This is a genomic window from Aeromonas sp. 601039 (assembly GCF_049174415.1).
Classification (GTDB): domain Bacteria; phylum Pseudomonadota; class Gammaproteobacteria; order Enterobacterales; family Aeromonadaceae; genus Aeromonas; species Aeromonas veronii_A.
In genome coordinates this window covers 28,601-46,761 of record NZ_JAAKTL010000013.1, presented here as the reverse complement: position 1 = coordinate 46,761, position 18,161 = coordinate 28,601, and the positions used below count along the sequence as shown (strand labels likewise).

Sequence of the window (18,161 nt, the reverse complement as noted above, 5' to 3'; positions counted from 1 at the left end):
TTTCACTCCCCGGCCGTGGGTAAACCGGGCTTTCCCTCCACCATCCCTCACTCCAAGCCAGCGCAGAAATCATCAACTGGTATACCTATTTTTGTATATCTTTGAATTTTATCGAATTACCCCTGACGAGATATATAAATAGACACTTGATTTGCATCAATTGCCCGCCCCGACTGACTGGGTAGCCTAGCCCCAGAATGATGTTTTATTACTCCAAACTAGAGGCAATCATGAGCAAAGTCAGACTGGTCGTTGTGGGTAACGGCATGGTGGGGCACCGCTTCATCGAAGAGTTGATCGAGCGGGCCGACCCGGGCCGCTACGAGATCACCGTCTTCGGTGCAGAACCCCGTCCCGCCTACGATCGCGTCCATCTCTCCTCCTACTTCTCCCATCACACCAGCGAAGATCTCTCCCTCGTCAAACCCGGCTTCTACGACAAGCACGGCATCCGCCTGCTGCTCGGCGAAGCGGTGAAAAAAATCGACAGGGCCAACCGCGAAGTGCACTCCAACAAGGGCACTGTGGTCGGGTACGACAAGCTGGTGCTGGCCACCGGCTCCTACCCCTGGGTGCCGCCCATTGCGGGCAGTCAGCACCACGAGTGCTTCGTCTATCGCACCATCGAGGATCTGAAAGCCATCCGCAGCGCCGCCAAAAGCGGCAAGAGCGGGGTGGTGATCGGGGGCGGCCTGCTTGGCCTCGAAGCCGCCGGCGCCCTCAAGGCGCTGGGTCTCGAGACCCATGTGGTGGAGTTTGCTCCAGTGCTGATGGCCGAGCAGCTCGACGGTCAGGGCGGCCAGCTACTGCGCCGCAAGATTGAATCCATGGGTGTGCAGGTACACACCAGCAAGAGCACCAGCGAGATCCTGATGCATGGCGGCGAGCAGGCGAAACACCTCCTCGCTTTCGCCGACGGCAGCCAACTGGAAGTGGACGTGGTGGTCTTCTCCACCGGCATTCGTCCGCAAGATACCCTTGGCCGTTACGGTGATCTCGCCATCGCCGAGCGCGGCGGCATCGTCATCGATGATCACTGCCTCACCTCCGACCCCGACATCTACGCCATAGGCGAGTGCGCCGCCTGGCAGGGGCGCTTCTTCGGGCTGGTAGCGCCGGGCTACAAGATGGCCCAGATCACCGTCGACCATCTGCTCGGCGGCGACAGCCGCTTCGAAGGGGCAGACATGAGCGCCAAGCTCAAGCTGCTCGGCGTCTCCGTCGGCTCCATCGGTGATGCCCACGGCCGCACCCCGGGCAGCCACAGCTATGTGTTTCAGGACGATCAGGCCGGCGTCTACAAGAAGATCGTGGTGAGCGAAGACAACAGCCGATTGCTCGGCGCCGTGCTGGTGGGTGACGTGGAGGATTACGGCAACCTGCTGCAGATGATGCTCAACGCCCTGCCGCTACCGAGCCACCCGGACACCCTGATCCTGCCCGCCTACGCCGGTGCCAAGCCGACGCTGGGGGTGGATGCCCTGCCGGAGAGCGCCCAGATCTGCTCCTGCTTCGACGTCTCCAAGGGTGACATCGCCCAGGCCGTCGCCGAGGGTCACACCACCCTGGCCGCCATCAAGCAGCACACCAAGGCCGGTACCGGCTGTGGCGGCTGTGTGCCGCTCATCAGCCAGGTGCTCAACGCCGAGCTGGTGAAGCAGGGCATCGAGGTCAACAACCACCTCTGCGCCCACTTCCCCCACTCCCGTCAGGAGCTGTTCCATCTGGTCAAGGTGGAGGGGATCAAGAGCTTCGACGAGCTGCTGGCCAAGCACGGCCAAGGCTATGGCTGCGAGGTGTGCAAACCGACCGTCGGCTCCATTCTCGCCTCCTGTTGGAACGAGCATGTGCTGAGCCCGCGCAATATCCCGCTGCAGGACACCAACGACATCTTCCTCGGCAACATGCAGAAGGACGGCAGCTACTCCGTCATCCCGCGCATGGCCGGTGGCGAAGTGACTCCGGAAGGGCTGCTGGCGGTGGCCGAAGTGGCCCGCGACTACAAGCTCTACACCAAGATCACCGGCGCCCAGCGCATCGGTCTGTTCGGGGCCCAGAAGGATGATCTGCCCGCCATCTGGCGCAAGCTGCTGGCTGCCGGATTCGAGACCGGTCAGGCCTACGCCAAGGCGCTGCGCATGGCCAAGACCTGTGTCGGCAGCACCTGGTGCCGCTTCGGCGTGCAGGACAGCGTCGGCCTCGGGGTCTTCCTCGAGAACCGCTACAAGGGGATTCGCACCCCGCACAAGATGAAGTTCGGCGTCTCCGGCTGTACCCGCGAATGTGCGGAAGCCCAGGGCAAGGACGTTGGCATCATCGCCACCGACGCGGGCTGGAACCTCTATGTGGGCGGCAACGGCGGCATGAAGCCGCGCCACGCCGACCTGCTGGCGTCTGACCTCGACCGCGAGACCCTCATCAAGCTGATCGACCGCTTTATGATGTTCTACGTCACCAGCGCCGACAAACTGCAGCGCACCTCAGTCTGGCTCGGCAATCTGGAAGGGGGCGTCGACTACCTGCGCGAGGTGATCGTCGACGACAAGCTGGGGCTGGCCGAGACGCTGGAGCGCGATATCCAGACCCTCATCGACAGCTACGAGTGCGAATGGTCGCGCACCCTCAATGAAGAGGAGGCGCTCAAGCGCTTCAGCCACTTCATCAACAGCGACAAGCGCGATCCGGACGTCCAGTTCGTCGCCGAGCGCGACCAGCACCGACCGGCGACCCCGGCCGAGCGCATCCCCGTCTACCAGATCGAGGTGGAAACCAAATGATGAAACTTGCCTGCCAACTCAACGACATCCTGCCGGGAACCGGCGTCTGTGCACTCATTGAAGGTCGCCAGATCGCCCTGTTCCGCCCGAGCGCGGCGGCCGAGGTGTTCGCCATCGACAACCGGGATCCCTTCTTCGCCGCCAACGTGCTGTCGCGGGGCCTGATCTGCGAACACGACGGCGAACTCTGGGTGGCCAGCCCGCTCAAGAAGCAGCGCTTTCGTCTGAGCGATGGCCACTGTTTCGACAACCCCGCCATGTCTGTTCAAAGCTACCCCGTTGAAGTGCGCGACCAGCAGGTTTGGGTCGCCGTCTAACGCGGATTTCACTCTCTTTCGGGCTGCCAGAGGGCAGCCCTTTCAAGGACTCACAAGATGTACACGGAAACCATCAACAAGTGCGCCGCCAACGCGGCCCGCATCAACCGCTTCGAGCGCAGCGACAAGCTCGGCTTCTGGCTAAGCTCCGCCATGGCGGGGGCCTATGTGGGCCTCGGAATCATCCTTATCTTCACCCTCGGCAATCTGGTGGATCCCGCCATCCGGCCGCTGGTGATGGGGGCCACCTTCGGCATCGCCCTGACGCTGGTGATCATCGCCGGTTCCGAGCTGTTTACCGGCCACACCATGTTCCTCACCTTCGGGGTGAAGACGGGCAAGATCACCATGGCCGACCTGCTGCGCATCCTGCCGCAGACCTGGGCGGGCAACCTGATTGGCTCCATCGTGGTGGCGCTCATCTACTCCTACGGCGGCAGCCTGCTGCCGGATGCGGGCAGTCTGGCCCACAAGGTGGCGCTGGCCAAGACCCAGGCACCGGCGCTGACCCTGTTTATGAAGGGGATCCTCTGCAACTGGCTGGTCTGCCTCGCCATCTGGATGGCGCTGCGCACCGAAGGGGCCGCCCGCTTCATCGCCATCTGGTGGTGCCTGCTGGCCTTTATCGCCTCCGGCTATGAGCACTCCATCGCCAACATGACCCTGTTTGCCCTCTCCTGGTTTGGTGCCCACTCGGATGCCTACACCCTGGGCGGCATCGGCCACAACCTGCTGTGGGTGACCCTGGGTAACACAGTCTCCGGCGTCCTCTTTATGGGCCTCGGCTACTGGTATGCCACCCCGAAAGCAGAGCGCCCGGTCGCGGTACACGAGACCACCAGCACCGCTAACCAGACACAAACCGCCTGATCCGGAGGCCCCATGGACTACTTGCCCATCTTTTGCCGACTCGACAACAAACCCGTGCTGCTGGTCGGCGGCGGCGAGGTGGCGGAGCGCAAGGCGCGCCTGCTGCTGGATGCCGGTGCCCAGCTCACAGTAGTCGCCCCCGAGCTCGACCCCGAGCTGGCGGAACTGGCTGCCAATGGCAACATCGAGTGGCTGGCCGGTGAATTTGTGCCGGAACAACTGGCGGGCAAGTGGTTGGTGGTGGCCGCTACCGATCGGCGCGAGGTGAATGCACTGGTCTACCAGAGCGCCAATCAGGCGCGGATCTTTGCCAACGTGGTGGATGACCCGAAGCGCTCCAGCTTCATCATGCCGTCGATCATCGACCGCTCGCCGCTGATGGTGGCCATCTCCTCCGGCGGCAAGGCGCCTGTGCTGGCCCGCTTGCTGCGGGAAAAACTGGAAGCCCTGCTGCCGCAGCATCTGGGGGCCGTGGCGACCTTCGCCGGCAGCCTGCGGGAGCGGGTCAAGGCCCGCTTCGCCAGCATGGGAGAGCGGCGCCGCTTCTGGGAGCGGCTGCTCGGGGCGGATCGGCTCGGGCAGGCGCTGGCGCGGGGTGATTGCGCCTCTGCCCACCAGCTGGCCGACAGCCTGTTTGCCGATGAAAGCCAGACCGGAGGCGAGGTGGTGCTGGTGGGAGCGGGCCCCGGCGATCCGGGTCTGCTCACCCTGCACGCCCTGCGCCAGATGCAGCAGGCCGACGTGGTGGTCTATGACCGGCTGGTCTCTGACGAAGTGATGGCGCTGGTGCGCCGGGATGCCAAGCGCATCTTCGTCGGCAAGCAGGCAGGCAACCACTGCGTGCCGCAGGAGGGGATCAACCAGCTCTTGCTGGAGGAGGCGAAGAAGGGGCAACGGGTGGTGCGGCTGAAGGGGGGCGATCCCTTTATCTTCGGCCGCGGCGGCGAGGAGCTGGAGACGCTGGTCGGCAGCGGCATCGGCTTTCAGGTGGTGCCGGGGATCACTGCGGCCAGCGGCTGCGCCGCCTACGCCGGCATTCCGCTGACCCACCGCGACCACGCCCAGAGCGTGCGCTTCGTCACTGCTCACTGCAAGGGGGGCGCCCGGGATCTCGACTGGCCGCTGCTGGCCAAAGACAAACAGACTCTGGTGTTCTACATGGGGCTCTCATCCTGCGCCACCATCCGCGAGCAGCTGCTGGCCCACGGCAAGGCGGGCAACACCCCGGTGGCGCTGATCGAGCGCGGCACCCAGCCCTGCCAGCGGGTCATTCGCGGCACTCTCGATGAGCTACCCGCGCTGGCGGTGGGGGTTGAGAGTCCGGCGCTCATCATGGTGGGATCCGTGGTGACCCTTGCCGACCGGCTCGCCTGGTTTGGCGAGGCACCGCAGGTTCAGCAAGCCCTCGCCTGAAGGATCCTCGGCAAACGATCATGAGGCCACCAGCAGGTGGCCTCACTTTTACCCCCCTCTTCTCCCATCACGGTCATAACCTGTTGTTTTAAGTCTGGTATCCTATGGGCATTGAGCCCTTGGCTACCATCTCAGGAATTCATCCCATGTCTCTTCCCATCAAGAACAGCGCCCGGCAGCGCGCGGATGACAGATCCCGCATTCTCACCCTGCTGCTGCGCGATGATGCCCTCACCGACAGCCTGCTCGACCCGCAGGTGGTGCAGGATGCCGAGCAGCGCGATCAGACCAGCGAACTCACTGCGCTGGTCAACGGGTTGCCCGCCGCCGACGTCGCCGATGCGCTGGAGTCGCTGCCGCCTGATGAACGTCATGCCCTGTGGGCACTGGTGGAGGAGGAGAAGCGCGGCCAGATCCTGGTCGAAGCGTCGGAGACGGTATGGGACAGCCTCATCAGCGGGATGAGCGACAAGGAGCTGCTGCACGCCCTGCGCACCCTGGATATCGACGACCAGATCTATCTGGGCCAGTACCTGCCCCGCAACCTGATGGGGCGGCTGCTCACCTATATGGCCCCCGAAGAGCGGGATCGGGTGCGGGAGGTGATCCGCTACGGCAAGCACACCGTCGGCGCCATGATGGACTTCGAGATCATCACCATCCGCCCCGAGGTGACGCTCGCCACGGTGCAGCGCTATCTGCGCCTGCGCGGCAAGATCCCCGCCAACACCGACAAGCTGTTCGTCATCGATCGGCGCAACCACCTGCTGGGGGAGCTGGCCCTCACCACTGTCCTGCTGCACAAGCCCGCCATCCTGGTGAGCGACGTGATGGAGCGGGATCCGGTCACCTTCGATCCGGAGGATAACGACGAAGCGGCCGCCCGCACCTTCGAGCGGGATGACCTGCTCTCCGCCGCCGTGGTGGATGGCAAGGGCAAGCTGATGGGCCGCCTCACCGTCGAAGAGGTGGTGGATCTGGTCTATGAGGAGAGTGACACCGACCTGCGCCGGATGGGGGGTATCAGCGAGGATGAAGACGTATTCGCGCCCGTCTCCAAGGCGGTCAAGACCCGCTGGGCCTGGCTTGCCATCAACCTCTGCACCGCCTTTGTCGCCTCGCGGGTGATCGGCCTGTTCGAGCACACCATCTCCCAACTGGTGGCACTGGCGGCCCTGATGCCCATCGTCGCCGGGATCGGCGGCAACACCGGTAACCAGACCATCACCATGATAGTGCGGGCGCTGGCGCTGCAGCACATTCAGGCAGGCAACCTCTCCTTCCTGCTGCTGCGGGAACTTGGCGTCGCCTTTATCAACGGGCTGGTGTGGGGCGGCACCATGGGCATCGCCACCTATCTGCTCTATCAGGATGCGGCGCTCGGCGCCGTGATGACCCTGGCCATGATGCTCAACCTGCTGGTGGCCGCCCTGATGGGGGTCATCATCCCCATGACCATGACCCGCCTCGGCCGCGACCCGGCAGTCGGTGCCAGCGTGATGATCACCGCCATCACCGACACAGGCGGCTTCTTTATCTTCCTCGGGCTGGCGACCCTGTTCCTGCTGTAAACCGTGCGTTGAAAACAACAAGGGAGCCACTGGCTCCCTTGTTGTTTCAGGCGTGTTTGCCCGCCCCTGCCGTTGGGCTGCTTACCGCTTGTCAGCGGTGATCAGCAGGCCATTGGTGTCGGGGAAGCCGATGACCAGCGCCTCTTTTTTGGCATCCGTGGTATAGGTGGTGACATAGGCGACGCTGTTATCCATCGCCCGGGCCAGAGCGGCATTCCAGAGGTTTTCGATCGGCGTGGCGGCAGCGGATTGCTTGAAGTTGCACTTGCCAAATCCGGTCATGGTCAGCTTGCTCAACCCGGCAGTGGCACTCCCCTCGCCCACCAGCGTACAACCTGCCGCCGGAAACTCGATCGCTACCGTCAGCTTGCCGCCGTTGTTGGTGGTATCCACCTTGCCCACCATGTCGCTGCTGAAGCCATCGCTGTCCGTGGCACCCCAGCTGGCCGTGGTCACCGCTTTGGTGGTCAGGGCCGTCACCGCCACATGACCGCTGAAACCGGAATAGATGGGGGAGTTGTCGGAGAACTTGGTGCCGGTCCGGGTGAAATCAAAAACCCAGCGCTTGATCTCCTTGCCCTGCAGATCGATGACCGGCTGATCCTGGAAGGTGATGAGGTTGTGGTCGTTGGTCACCGAGCTGAGCGCCGTGCTGGTGCCGAGCCGCTCGCTGTTGCGGATCAACTGCACCGGGTAGATCCCGTCTTTGTCGGCTTTCTGGTCAGCCTGACCCAGCCACTGGCTGTTGGTCTCGACCTTGCCCACCTGATGATCCACCCAGACACCCCAGTACTGCACGGTTTCACCCTTCGGGTAGACCAGCGCCAGACCATCCAGATCCTTGATCATGCGCGGCGTCGCCTTGTCACCGTCGCGGCTCATCAGATTCGCTTGGTAAAGACCCGCCTCCGGCAGAGCCAGAGGCACCCGCTTGGCGATGCTGTTGGCAGCTTTTTCGCTGTCACAGGCAGACAGGGCCGCAGCGCAGGCGATGGCCAGCAGCGCTTTGTTGTGCATTTTCATGAAGTTTTATTCCTTGCTGTCGCTTTGTAATTTTTTAGATGCAATCAATCGCCGCTGAATTTAAGGGAAAGGTCATCTATCAGTCGAATGGAGATCTGTAACCAACCATTACAGCCTCGCAGGAGCGGCAGACCGCTCCGCTTGCCCCGACCGCACAGCGGTGACGACAACAGGGTGACTAACAGTGAAATAGCATTGAGGGTGGCGGCCCTGAAGAAAGATAAAAAAAAGAGATTAAAATCAGAGCCATAACTCTATTAACAGGAAGGCAATTAACCCGAATTGCCAGCCGGCTCACAATAGGATTCTTTTGCTATCGATAGAATGCTCCACGCTGGCATACCCATAACAAGAGAATTCAACAATGAAAACCACCCTCAAACTGAGCGCGGTGGCAGTTATCTTTTTGCTGTCCGGCTGTGACGACAACAACTCTCAGGCCCCCGGTGATCTCACCCTGCGGCTGATCGAAACCTCTGATATCCACTCCAACCTGCTGAGCTACGACTACTACCAGAACAAGCCGGATGCCTCGCTGGGCTTTGCCCGCACCGCAGTGCTGATCCGCAAGGCCCGCGAAGAGAACGCCAACAACTTACTGGTCGACAACGGCGACCTGATCCAGGGCACCCCGCTGGCCGACTATATCCACGACCAGCAGGTCAAACAGCAGTGGTTGAGCAAGCAGACCCATCCCGCCATCAAGGCGCTCAACACCATGAGCTATGATGTCGGCAACCTGGGCAACCACGAATTCAACTTCGGTCTCGACTTCCTCTCGGAGACCCTGAAAGGGGCCAACTACCCCTACATCAACGCCAACGTCTTCCAGGCCGATGCCTTCAGCCGTGATGGCAAGGGCACCATCGACTGGAGCAAGCAGAAGTTCAAACCCTATGTGGTGCTGGATCGTCAGGTGAAGGATGCCAACGGCAATACCCAGACCATCAAGGTCGGTGTGCTGGGGCTGACTCCCCCCCAGATCACCCAGTGGGACAAGCGCAATCTGGAAGGCAAGGTGGTGGTGGCCGATATGGTCGAGACCGCCGAGCACTATGTACCCGAAATCCGCGCCAAGGGCGCTGACATCGTCGTGGTCGTGGCCCACACCGGCATCATAGGTGACCCGCGCGAACCCATGATGGAGAACGCCGCCCTGCCGCTGGCCAAGGTGAAAGGGGTTGATGCCCTGCTGCTGGGCCACGCCCACCGTACCTTCCCGGGTGACTACCCCAACATGACCGACGTGGACAACGAGAAAGGCACCCTGGCGGGGGTACCGACCGTGATGCCGGGCGTCTGGGGCAACCACCTCGGCATCATCGACCTGCACATGACCTGGAAAGAGGGTCGCTGGGAAGTGGCCTCCAGCCAGTCCCAGCTGCGCAAAATCGACAGCAGCGCCACCAGCACCGAAGATCAGGCGGTAGTCGATCAGGTCATTGCCGAGCACGAGCAGGCCAACCAGTGGCTGGACGAGCCCCTCAGCAAGATCACCAAGCCAATCCACAGCTTCTTCGCGCTGGTACAGGATGACCCCTCCATCCAGATCGTCAGCGACGCCCAGCTGTGGCACGCCAAGAAACTGCAACAGGATGGTCAGCTCAAGGAGAAATGGCCCATCCTCTCCGCCGCCGCGCCATTCCGTGGCGGTCGCAACGGCCCGACCGACTTCACCTATGTACCGGCTGGCGATATCTCCCTGCGCAACGTGGCCGACCTCTATGTCTACCCCAACACCCTGCAGGTGGTCGCCATCAATGGCGCGACCGTACAGGAGTGGCTGGAGAAGAGCGCCGTCCAGTTCAACAAGATCGATGCCGCCAGCACCGCCACCCAGTGGCTGGTGAACGAGAAGTACCGCACCTACAACTTCGACGTGATCGACGGGGTGAACTATCAGGTCGATGTGACCAAACCCGCCCGTTACGATGTGGATGGCAACAAGGTGAGCGACAGCTACCGCATCACCAACCTCACCTATCAGGGCAAGGCAATCGACCCGGCCCAGATGTTCTACGTGGTGACCAACAACTACCGCGCCAGTGGTGGTGGCAACTTCCCGGGCATAAACGCCAAGGTGATCGTCCATGAAGATCAGTTCGAAACCCGCGAAGTGCTCTCCGAATACCTCAAGGATCTGGCAGAGAAGAATCCGGCCGGTTTCGAGCCCCCGGCAGACAACAACTGGCAGCTGGCCCCCCTGCCCGCCAATCTGGATCTGCGCATCTACAGCTCGCCACGCAGCGAGGCGCAAGCCCTGACCGGTGGCAAGCTGAACTATGTGGAGACCCTGCCGCCCACCGATGCCAAACACCCCGGCTTTGGTGTCTACAAGCTGGTGCTGGCACCCTGAGTCTCAGGGTTAATCCGGCAATAACTTCTGCAACCCCCTCCTGATACGAGGGGGTTTTTGATGGTGCAGGCAGAGGGTCAGCTCTTGTACGCCAGCCGCTACCCGCAGCAACTCACGCAGCCCATTTATCCCTTCACGCCATCGCCTCCCTCTGTCGAACCATCCAGATCCCGGCTGATCTGCCCCATCCCGCCCATAAAAAAACAGGCCCACCGAAGTGGGCCTGCAGTTATCTGTGTGACCGGGAGTATCGCGATAGAGGGCGCTACTCCCGCTCCTTCACATAAGGTGTACCAAGTGCCTTGGGTGCCACCGCGCGGCCGATAAAACCGGCCAGTAGGAACACGGTCAGGATGTAGGGCAGTGCCTCGATGGCCTGCACCGGAATGGCGAAGCCACCGATGCTCACCCCTTGCAGCCGGATGGCGACCGCATCGAGGAAGCCGAACAGCAGACAGGCGGCCATGGCATTCCAGGGGCGCCACTTGCCGAACACCAGCGCCGCCAGCGCCATAAAGCCCTTGCCCGCACTCATGTTGGGGATGAACTGGGCCGTCTGGGCCACCGCCAGATAGGTGCCACCGATACCGGCCAGCAGGCCGCCGATGAGGAGCGCGGTGTAGCGCATCCGCACCACAGAGATACCGGCGGTATCGACCGCTGCGGGCGCCTCACCCACCGCCCGCAGACGCAGACCGAAGCGGGTACGGAACATCACCCACCAGGCCAGCGGTACGCAGGCAAACGCCACGTACTCCAGCAGGGAGTGGCCGCTCAACAGCTCGCTGTAGAGCTGGCCGATCACCGGCACATCCCACAACTCCTTGGCATAGGGCAGATCGATGGGGGCGAAACGGGCATCACCGGAGAGCGCCGGCGTCTGGCCACCCTGATCGAACCAGTAACGGCCCAGGGTGACGGTCAGACCGGCCGCCAGAATGTTGATGGCCATGCCGCTCACCACCTGATCACCGCGATGGGTGATGGTGGCAAAACCGTGCATCAGGGCGAACAGGATGGAGACACCCACCCCGGCACCCAGACCTACCCAGGCAGAACCGGAGACCGCCGCAGCCGCACCACTGGCGAACGCTGCTGCCAGCAGTTTGCCTTCCAGCGCGATATTGACCACCCCGGAGCGCTCGCAAAACATGCCCGCCATGGCGGCGAGAATGAGCGGCGGCGCAGTACGAATGGTTGCATCCAGCATCAGGATCAGAATTTCAAACATGATCAGACTCCTTTAGCTTGCGCGGCTGAGCGGTTGGCAAACGCCAGATAGAGCTGCTCGATACGCGGACGCATCATGTGCTCAAGGGCGCCACAGAACAGGATCACCAGACCCTGCAACACCACCACGATGTTGCGGTCGACACCGAACTCGAAGCTGAGCTCGGCGCCCCCCTGATAGAGGAAACCGAACAGCAGGCTTGCGATGATGACGCCGACCGGATGGTTGCGCCCCATCAGCGCCACCGCGATACCGGTGAAGCCGAATCCTTCCACGAAGTTGAGCTTGATCTGGTGCAGCTCACCCTGCAGCACGTTGAGGGCAAAGAAGCCCGACAACATGCCGGAGATGACCATCGCCAGGATCACCACCTTGGGATAGGAGATACCGGCGTAGGCGGAGGCGCTTTGGCTGGCCCCGACCGAGCGGATCTCGTAACCCCAGCGGGTGTGCCAGATAAAGACCCACACCAGCGCCGCACAGATCAGCGCCCAGAAGAAGCTGATGTTAAGGGGGCTGTTGGGGATCTCCATCCCGAACAGGTTCGCCAACCCGCTCATCTTGGGCAGCCAGCTTGCTTCGGCAAACACCTTGCTCTCGGTCGCCATCGAGCCGGGCGGCTTGAACACCTCCACCAGCAGATAGGCCATCAGGGAGGCGGCGATGAAGTTGAACATGATGGTGGTGATCACGATGTGGCTGCCGCGCTTGGCTTGCAGCCAGGCCGGAATAAAGGCCCAAGCGGCGCCGAACAGACCACCGGCAATGATGGAGAGCGGCAACAGCAGGGCAAACGGCAGCACATCACCAAGCATCAGACAGACCAGACCCACACCGAGCCCGCCGATATAGGCCTGACCTTCACCGCCGATATTGAACAGACCGGCGTGAAAGGCGACCGCCACCGACAGACCGGTAAAGATAAAACCGGTTGCGTAGTAGAGGGTAAAGCCGACCCCTTCACCGGTGCCGAACGCGCCGTACCACATGATCTTGGCGGCATCGACCGGGTTGATGTCGAGGTAGTAGAACAGAATGGCCGACACCAGGAAGGCCAGCAGGATGTTGACCGCAGACAAGACGCCTACGGAGACCCAGGCAGGAATACGTACTTGGCTCATCAGTGGGCCTCCTTGGCTACTTCGTCCGGCACTATGTTCGCCATCATCAGACCAATGGTGCGCTCATCCGCCTTGGCACCATCCAGCTCGCCGACGATGCGACCATCGGCAATGACCAGAATCCGGTCAGCGAGGCTCATGATCTCGTCCAGCTCCACCGAGACCAGCAATACCGCCTTGCCCTTGTCACGCATGGCGATGATCTGCTGGTGGATATACTCGATGGCGCCGATGTCGACCCCGCGGGTCGGCTGGCCGATCAACAGCACATCCGGGTCCTGCTCCACTTCACGGGCGATCACCAGCTTCTGCTGGTTGCCACCGGAGAAGTTGGCGGTCTTGTGATCGGGATGGGGCGGGCGCACGTCCCACTTCTCCATCTTGGCCTGACAATCCTGCTGGATCGCCTCCTTGTTCTGCAGCCACCCCTTGTTGTATTGCGGACGGCGGTGATAACCGAGGATAAAGGCCTCTTTCGCCTCGAAGCGGTTGATCAGCCCCATCTTGTGGCGATCTTCCGGCACATGACCGAGGCCGTAGTTGCGCACCAGCTCGGGATCGGCCGGTTGCTCCGCGCTCACCTTGTGTACACCGCTGCGACTGCTGATGGTGAAGCCACCCTTGCTCGGTTTGAGAATGCCGCCAAGCAGGCTGAGCAGTTCGGACTGACCGTTGCCGGAGACCCCGGCGATGCCGACCACTTCACCAGCCCGCACCTCGAAGCTGACCGATTTGACCCGCTCCACCTTGCTGGCGTCGAAATAGCTGAGCCCTTCGATCTTCAGCTTGGCTTCACCGGGCTGGGTTGGCCCCTTGTCGACCTTGAGGCGCACCTTGCGGCCCACCATCAGTTCGGCCAGTTGCTCCTTGTCGGTATCCTTGGTGGCGACGTGCGCCACCATCTCGCCACGGCGCATGATGGAAACCTGATCGGTAATGGCCAGGATCTCCCGCAGCTTGTGGGTGATGAGGATGATGGTCGCCCCCTGATCCCGCAGCTTTTTCAGCACCTCGAACAGGTGATCCGCCTCTTGCGGGGTCAGTACCCCGGTCGGCTCGTCGAGGATCAGGATGCGGGCGCCGCGATAGAGCGCCTTGAGAATTTCGACCCGCTGTTGCAAGCCAACCGGCAGATCTTCGACCTTCTCGTGCAGCGGCACGTCGAGGCCATAATCCCGCGCCAGTTCGCCCAGCAGCTTTTCGGCTGACGCCACGCTCTGCTGAAGGTGCCAGCCGTTCTCAGCGCCGAGGATGACGTTTTCCAATACGGTGAAGTTATTGACCAGCATGAAGTGCTGGTGAACCATGCCCACCCCTGCGGCAATCGCATCTTGTGAGCCATGGGGTTTGAAAGGATTCCCGTCGATCAGCATCTCGCCTTTGTCGGCATGGTAGAAACCATAAATGATGCTCATCAGGGTGGACTTACCGGCGCCATTTTCGCCGACAATGCCGTGGATACTGCCTTTGCGAACCTTAAGGTCGATCAGCTTGTTGGCGTACACTTCGCCGAACCGCTTATCGATACCTCTTAATTCGATGGCATAGCGATCTGTCTGGTCCATGATGCAGCCCTGCGTTTCATGAAATAAGACTAAAAACCGGCCCGTGCGGGCCGGTGGTGCGTTGAGAGTCGTAGCAGCTATCTAATTAGTATTTGCAGGTGTTATCGCTCATGTAGTCATGAACTTTGACCTTGCCAGCGATGATTTCAGCCTTGATGGCATCCACCTTGGCTTTCATTTCCGGGGTGATCAGCTTCTCGTTGTCCTTGTCGAGCGCCCAATCCACACCGCCTTCGGCCAGACCCAGGTTCTTGATACCCGGCTTCCACTCGCCTTTGGCAGCGTCATCCCAGGTCTGGTAAGCGGCCAGACCCACAGACTTGACCATGGAGGTCAGCATGGTGCCCGGTTGCAGGTGGTTCTGGTTGGAGTCCACACCGATGGCGAACTTGCCGCTGTCCTTGGCTGCCTGATAGACACCGATACCGGTACCGCCAGCTGCGGCGTAAACCACGTCAGCCCCCTTGGCGAACTGGGACTTGGCCAGCTCGGCACCTTTGGCCGGGTCAGCAAACGCGGCCGGGGTAGAGCCCGCCATGTTCTGGAACACTTCGATCTTCGGATTGACGAACTTGGCACCCTGCTCGTAACCGCACTGGAATTTGCGGATCAGCGGGATATCCATGCCGCCCACGAAGCCGACCTTGCCGCTCTTGGAAGCGATGGCAGCCAGCGCGCCCACCAGGAAGGAACCTTCATGCTCCTTGAAGATGACGGACTGGACGTTCGGCTTGTCGACCACCATGTCGATGATGGTGAACTGGGTTTTCGGGAATTCGGTCGCTACTTTCTCAACGGCAGAACCCATGTTGAAACCGACCGCCACGATCGGGCCGTTGCCACGGCTGGCCAGACGACGCAGACCCTGCTCGCGCTGGGCTTCGTTCTGGGGTTCAAACTCTTTGACCTTGACACCCTTGTCCTTGTTGTAGAGCTCGACGCCGTTACGGAACACGGCTTCGTTGAATGATTTGTCATACTTGCCCGCGGTGTCATAAATGACGGCTGGCTCGGAAGCAGCCTGAGCAGAGAGAGCAGCGAGAGTGAGGGAGGCCACAGTGGCCAGCTTGAGCACTTTAGTCACGATCGTATCCTTGATTGTTATTAAGTGAGGGAACTTGCTTGCCTGTCAGAGCAGGCTATCTAGCACGCAGGCTTACTCTAAGTCAGCCCCGATGCGGGTCAAGCAAATGATAAGGGAAAAACGTTTGCGTTAACGGTTTGAATTCTAAGCAAATAACCTTATAAGCAGTTGTTTTTTAGCTACTTTTCAGTTTTTTATGCTAACAACCAAAAGACCCAAACGACATTTCTCTTATTGTTCAGCAAGTTACTGTAAACCGTTTTCCCCTCTTATTCATCCAGCCCCCCGGCAAGCCCGTGATCCGGCTCGCAAAATCCCCACAAACCGCGCGAGCAAAGATTGGCTACAGCTGGAGACCTCCCCGTCCCGTTCTCTCTGCGCCAGCCAAAAATGGCCGCACCGGCGCCCCTGCAAGACCCCATCTCGCCCCTCCCCCGAGTTTGGATTTGGTCTGGCAGGGGGGATGGCCGTATAATCCCAGCCTGTATAAATAAACAGGAGTGGTGATGGACGTTTCAACCCTGCTCGACGGGCTCAACGACAAGCAAAGAGATGCCGTTGCGGCGCCCCGCAGCAACCTGCTGGTGCTGGCCGGTGCCGGTTCGGGCAAGACCCGGGTGCTGGTGCACCGCATCGCCTGGCTGATGCAGGTGGAACGCTGTTCACCCTTCTCCATCATCGCCGTGACCTTTACCAACAAGGCGGCGGCCGAGATGCGCGGCCGGGTCGAGAAGGTGATAGGGGACGGGGTGCGCGGCATGTGGATTGGCACCTTCCACGGCATCGCCCACCGATTGCTGCGGGCCCACCATCTGGATGCGGGGCTGCCGCAGGACTTCCAGATCCTCGACTCGGACGACCAGTACCGCCTCATTCGCCGGGTGCTCAAGGCGCTCAACCTCGACGAGAAGCACTGGGCCCCGCGCGCCGTGATGGGCTACATCAACGGCAAGAAGGACGAGGGGCTGCGCCCCGGCGACATCGATCTCTATGGCGACCCCGTCACCCGCACCTACCAGCAGATCTACAAGACCTATCAGGAGACCTGCGATCGCTCCGGGCTGGTGGATTTTGCAGAGCTGCTGCTGCGCGCCCACGAGCTGTGGCTGAACAAGCCGCACATCCTCGAGCACTACCGCGACCGCTTCCAGAACATCCTGGTGGACGAGTTTCAGGATACCAACGGCATCCAGTACGCCTGGCTGCGGATGCTGGCGGGCAACAGCGGCAAGGTGATGATCGTCGGCGACGATGACCAGTCCATCTACGGCTGGCGCGGCGCCAAGATCGAGAACATCCAGCGCTTCCTGACCGACTATCAGGGCGCCGAGACCATCCGCCTCGAGCAGAACTACCGCTCCACCGCCAATATCCTCAAAGCGGCCAACAGCGTTATCGCCAACAACGCCGAGCGCCTTGGCAAGGAGCTGTGGACCGAAGGGGCCGAGGGCGAGCCGATTTCCCTCTACGCCGCCTTCAACGAGGTGGACGAAGCGCGCTTCGTGGTCGGCCGTCTCAAGGATTGGAAGGAAAAGGGCGGCCTCTTGGCCGACTGCGCCATCCTCTATCGCTCCAACGCCCAGTCACGGGTGCTGGAAGAGGCACTGATGCAGGACGCCATGCCGTATCGCATCTACGGCGGCCTGCGCTTCTTCGAGCGGCAAGAGATCAAGGACGCCATGGCCTACCTGCGTCTTATCAACAACCGTGGCGACGATGCCAGCTTCGAGCGGGTGGTCAACACCCCGACCCGCGGCATCGGCGATCGCACCCTCGAGATCCTGCGCGGCAACGCCCGCGATCAGGGGCTCAACCTGTGGCAATCGGCCAAGGCGCTGCTCAATGACAAGGTGCTGACCGGTCGCGCCGGTAACGCGGTGCGCGGCTTTGTCGAGCTGATCGACGCGCTGGAGGAGCAGGTAGCCATGCTGCCGCTGCACCAGCAGGCGGATATCGCCATCCAGAACTCCGGCCTCAAGGCGATGTATCTGGCGGAAAAAGGCGAGAAATCCCAGGCGCGGGTAGAGAACCTGGACGAACTGGTCACCGCCTGCCGCCAGTACCAGCGCCCGGACGAGCTGGAGGATATGAGCGATCTCTCCGCCTTCCTCGCCCACGCGGCGCTGGAATCCGGCGAGAATCAGGCGGACGAATATGCCGATGCGGTACAGCTGATGACCCTGCACAGCGCCAAGGGCTTGGAGTTCCCGCTGGTGCTGCTGGTCGGCGTTGAGGAAGGGATGTTCCCCAGCCAGCAATCCACCGAGGAGTCGGGCCGGCTGGAAGAGGAGCGCCGCCTCTGTTACGTCGGCATGACCCGCGCCATGGAGAAGCTCTACATCTGTTATGCGGAGAGCCGCCGCATCTACGGCCGTGAGATGTTCCACAAGCCGAGCCGCTTTATCCGCGAAATGCCCGCCGAGTGTCTGGAAGAGATCCGGCTGCGCACCCAGGTCAGCCGCCCCACCCAGTACGGCCGCTTTAGCCAGAACGAGGTGCAGCAGAGCTTTGACGCCAGCGGCATCAAACTTGGCCAGCGGGTGCTCCATCCGAAATTCGGCGAAGGGGTGGTACTCAACTTCGAAGGGGTCGGCCAGCAGAGCCGGGTGCAGATCCAGTTCGACGAGGTCGGCGCCAAGTGGCTGGTGACGGCCTATGCCAGATTGGAAGCGCTCTGATTTTTCCCGCTCTTGATGCAACCAACCCGGCTTAGGCCGGGTTGGTTGTGATATTTTCCATCCACTCATTTACATTACTTCATGTGTACGAATATGAGTTATTCGAACATTGGATGCCTGAATAAATAACACTGTGGCTGATTGTTATAGAAGAA

The 18,161-nt window shown here is 61.4% G+C and carries 12 protein-coding genes; 7 read left to right on the top strand and 5 right to left on the bottom strand.

Annotation, left to right across the window (positions count from 1 at the left end; genetic code table 11):
- Positions 1-230: 230 nt before the first annotated feature.
- The 5 genes from nirB (at position 231) to mgtE (ending at position 6,948) form a co-directional block, all read left to right on the top strand.
- A complete protein-coding gene (gene nirB / locus G5195_RS12305) occupies positions 231-2,777 on the top strand; it encodes a nitrite reductase large subunit NirB (RefSeq protein WP_421236188.1) in 2,547 nt (848 codons plus the stop codon).
- Complete coding sequence (nirD, locus tag G5195_RS12300; RefSeq protein ID WP_041202829.1) at positions 2,777-3,094, top strand: nitrite reductase small subunit NirD; 318 nt, start codon at positions 2,777-2,779, stop codon at positions 3,092-3,094. The genes nirB and nirD overlap by 1 nt, the downstream gene beginning before the upstream one ends.
- Positions 3,095-3,151: 57 nt before the next feature.
- On the top strand, positions 3,152-3,964 hold the full coding sequence (gene nirC / locus G5195_RS12295) for a nitrite transporter NirC (RefSeq protein ID WP_421236187.1): 813 nt from the start codon (positions 3,152-3,154) through the stop codon (positions 3,962-3,964).
- 12 nt (positions 3,965-3,976) lie between these two features.
- A complete protein-coding gene (gene cysG / locus G5195_RS12290; RefSeq protein WP_421236186.1) occupies positions 3,977-5,377 on the top strand; it encodes a siroheme synthase CysG in 1,401 nt (466 codons plus the stop codon).
- 146 nt (positions 5,378-5,523) lie between these two features.
- Entirely contained in the window at positions 5,524-6,948 is a 1,425-nt protein-coding gene (gene mgtE, locus G5195_RS12285; RefSeq protein ID WP_421236185.1) for a magnesium transporter, read from the top strand.
- Between the two features lie 81 nt (positions 6,949-7,029).
- Here the strand turns inward: mgtE and G5195_RS12280 are convergent, their stop codons facing one another.
- The gene (locus G5195_RS12280; RefSeq protein ID WP_421236184.1) at positions 7,030-7,971 is read right to left on the bottom strand and encodes a hypothetical protein; all 942 of its coding nucleotides are present in this window, start codon (positions 7,969-7,971) and stop codon (positions 7,030-7,032) included.
- A 364-nt stretch (positions 7,972-8,335) separates the two neighbouring features.
- On the opposite strand from G5195_RS12280, the gene G5195_RS12275 reads away from it, so the two are divergent.
- Positions 8,336-10,327 (top strand): bifunctional 2',3'-cyclic-nucleotide 2'-phosphodiesterase/3'-nucleotidase, encoded by a 1,992-nt coding sequence (locus G5195_RS12275; protein ID WP_421236183.1) that lies wholly within the window; start codon positions 8,336-8,338, stop codon positions 10,325-10,327.
- Between the two features lie 265 nt (positions 10,328-10,592).
- Here G5195_RS12275 and G5195_RS12270 read toward each other — a convergent pair whose 3' ends face one another.
- The 4 genes from G5195_RS12270 to G5195_RS12255 all read right to left on the bottom strand — a co-directional run bounded on the left by G5195_RS12270 (position 10,593) and on the right by G5195_RS12255 (position 15,328).
- Positions 10,593-11,558 (bottom strand): ABC transporter permease, encoded by a 966-nt coding sequence (locus G5195_RS12270; protein ID WP_005340795.1) that lies wholly within the window; start codon positions 11,556-11,558, stop codon positions 10,593-10,595.
- A gap of 2 nt (positions 11,559-11,560) precedes the next feature.
- Positions 11,561-12,679 (bottom strand): ABC transporter permease, encoded by a 1,119-nt coding sequence (locus G5195_RS12265; protein ID WP_005357011.1) that lies wholly within the window; start codon positions 12,677-12,679, stop codon positions 11,561-11,563.
- Positions 12,679-14,244 (bottom strand): ABC transporter ATP-binding protein, encoded by a 1,566-nt coding sequence (locus tag G5195_RS12260; protein WP_158114109.1) that lies wholly within the window; start codon positions 14,242-14,244, stop codon positions 12,679-12,681. Before G5195_RS12260 ends, G5195_RS12265 begins: the two co-directional genes overlap by 1 nt.
- Positions 14,245-14,329: 85 nt before the next feature.
- Positions 14,330-15,328 carry a BMP family lipoprotein gene (locus G5195_RS12255; RefSeq protein WP_005340803.1) on the bottom strand — a complete coding sequence of 333 codons (999 nt, stop codon included), beginning with the start codon at positions 15,326-15,328 and terminating at the stop codon, positions 14,330-14,332.
- A 506-nt stretch (positions 15,329-15,834) separates the two neighbouring features.
- On the opposite strand from G5195_RS12255, the gene uvrD reads away from it, so the two are divergent.
- Complete coding sequence (gene uvrD, locus G5195_RS12250) at positions 15,835-18,006, top strand: DNA helicase II (protein WP_167557297.1); 2,172 nt, start codon at positions 15,835-15,837, stop codon at positions 18,004-18,006.
- Positions 18,007-18,161 lie beyond the last annotated feature (155 nt).

Excerpts from the sequence above, each read along its gene's own strand:
- nirB (WP_421236188.1), top strand. The coding sequence starts at position 231 with ATGAGCAAAGTCAGACTGGTCGTTGTGGGTAACGGCATGGTGGGGCAC.
- nirD (WP_041202829.1), top strand. The coding sequence starts at position 2,777 with ATGAAACTTGCCTGCCAACTCAACGACATCCTGCCGGGAACCGGCGTC.
- nirC (WP_421236187.1), top strand. The coding sequence starts at position 3,152 with ATGTACACGGAAACCATCAACAAGTGCGCCGCCAACGCGGCCCGCATC.
- cysG (WP_421236186.1), top strand. The coding sequence starts at position 3,977 with ATGGACTACTTGCCCATCTTTTGCCGACTCGACAACAAACCCGTGCTG.
- mgtE (WP_421236185.1), top strand. The coding sequence starts at position 5,524 with ATGTCTCTTCCCATCAAGAACAGCGCCCGGCAGCGCGCGGATGACAGA.
- G5195_RS12280 (WP_421236184.1), bottom strand. The coding sequence starts at position 7,971 with ATGAAAATGCACAACAAAGCGCTGCTGGCCATCGCCTGCGCTGCGGCC.
- G5195_RS12275 (WP_421236183.1), top strand. The coding sequence starts at position 8,336 with ATGAAAACCACCCTCAAACTGAGCGCGGTGGCAGTTATCTTTTTGCTG.
- G5195_RS12270 (WP_005340795.1), bottom strand. The coding sequence starts at position 11,558 with ATGTTTGAAATTCTGATCCTGATGCTGGATGCAACCATTCGTACTGCG.
- G5195_RS12265 (WP_005357011.1), bottom strand. The coding sequence starts at position 12,679 with ATGAGCCAAGTACGTATTCCTGCCTGGGTCTCCGTAGGCGTCTTGTCT.
- G5195_RS12260 (WP_158114109.1), bottom strand. The coding sequence starts at position 14,244 with ATGGACCAGACAGATCGCTATGCCATCGAATTAAGAGGTATCGATAAG.
- uvrD (WP_167557297.1), top strand. The coding sequence starts at position 15,835 with ATGGACGTTTCAACCCTGCTCGACGGGCTCAACGACAAGCAAAGAGAT.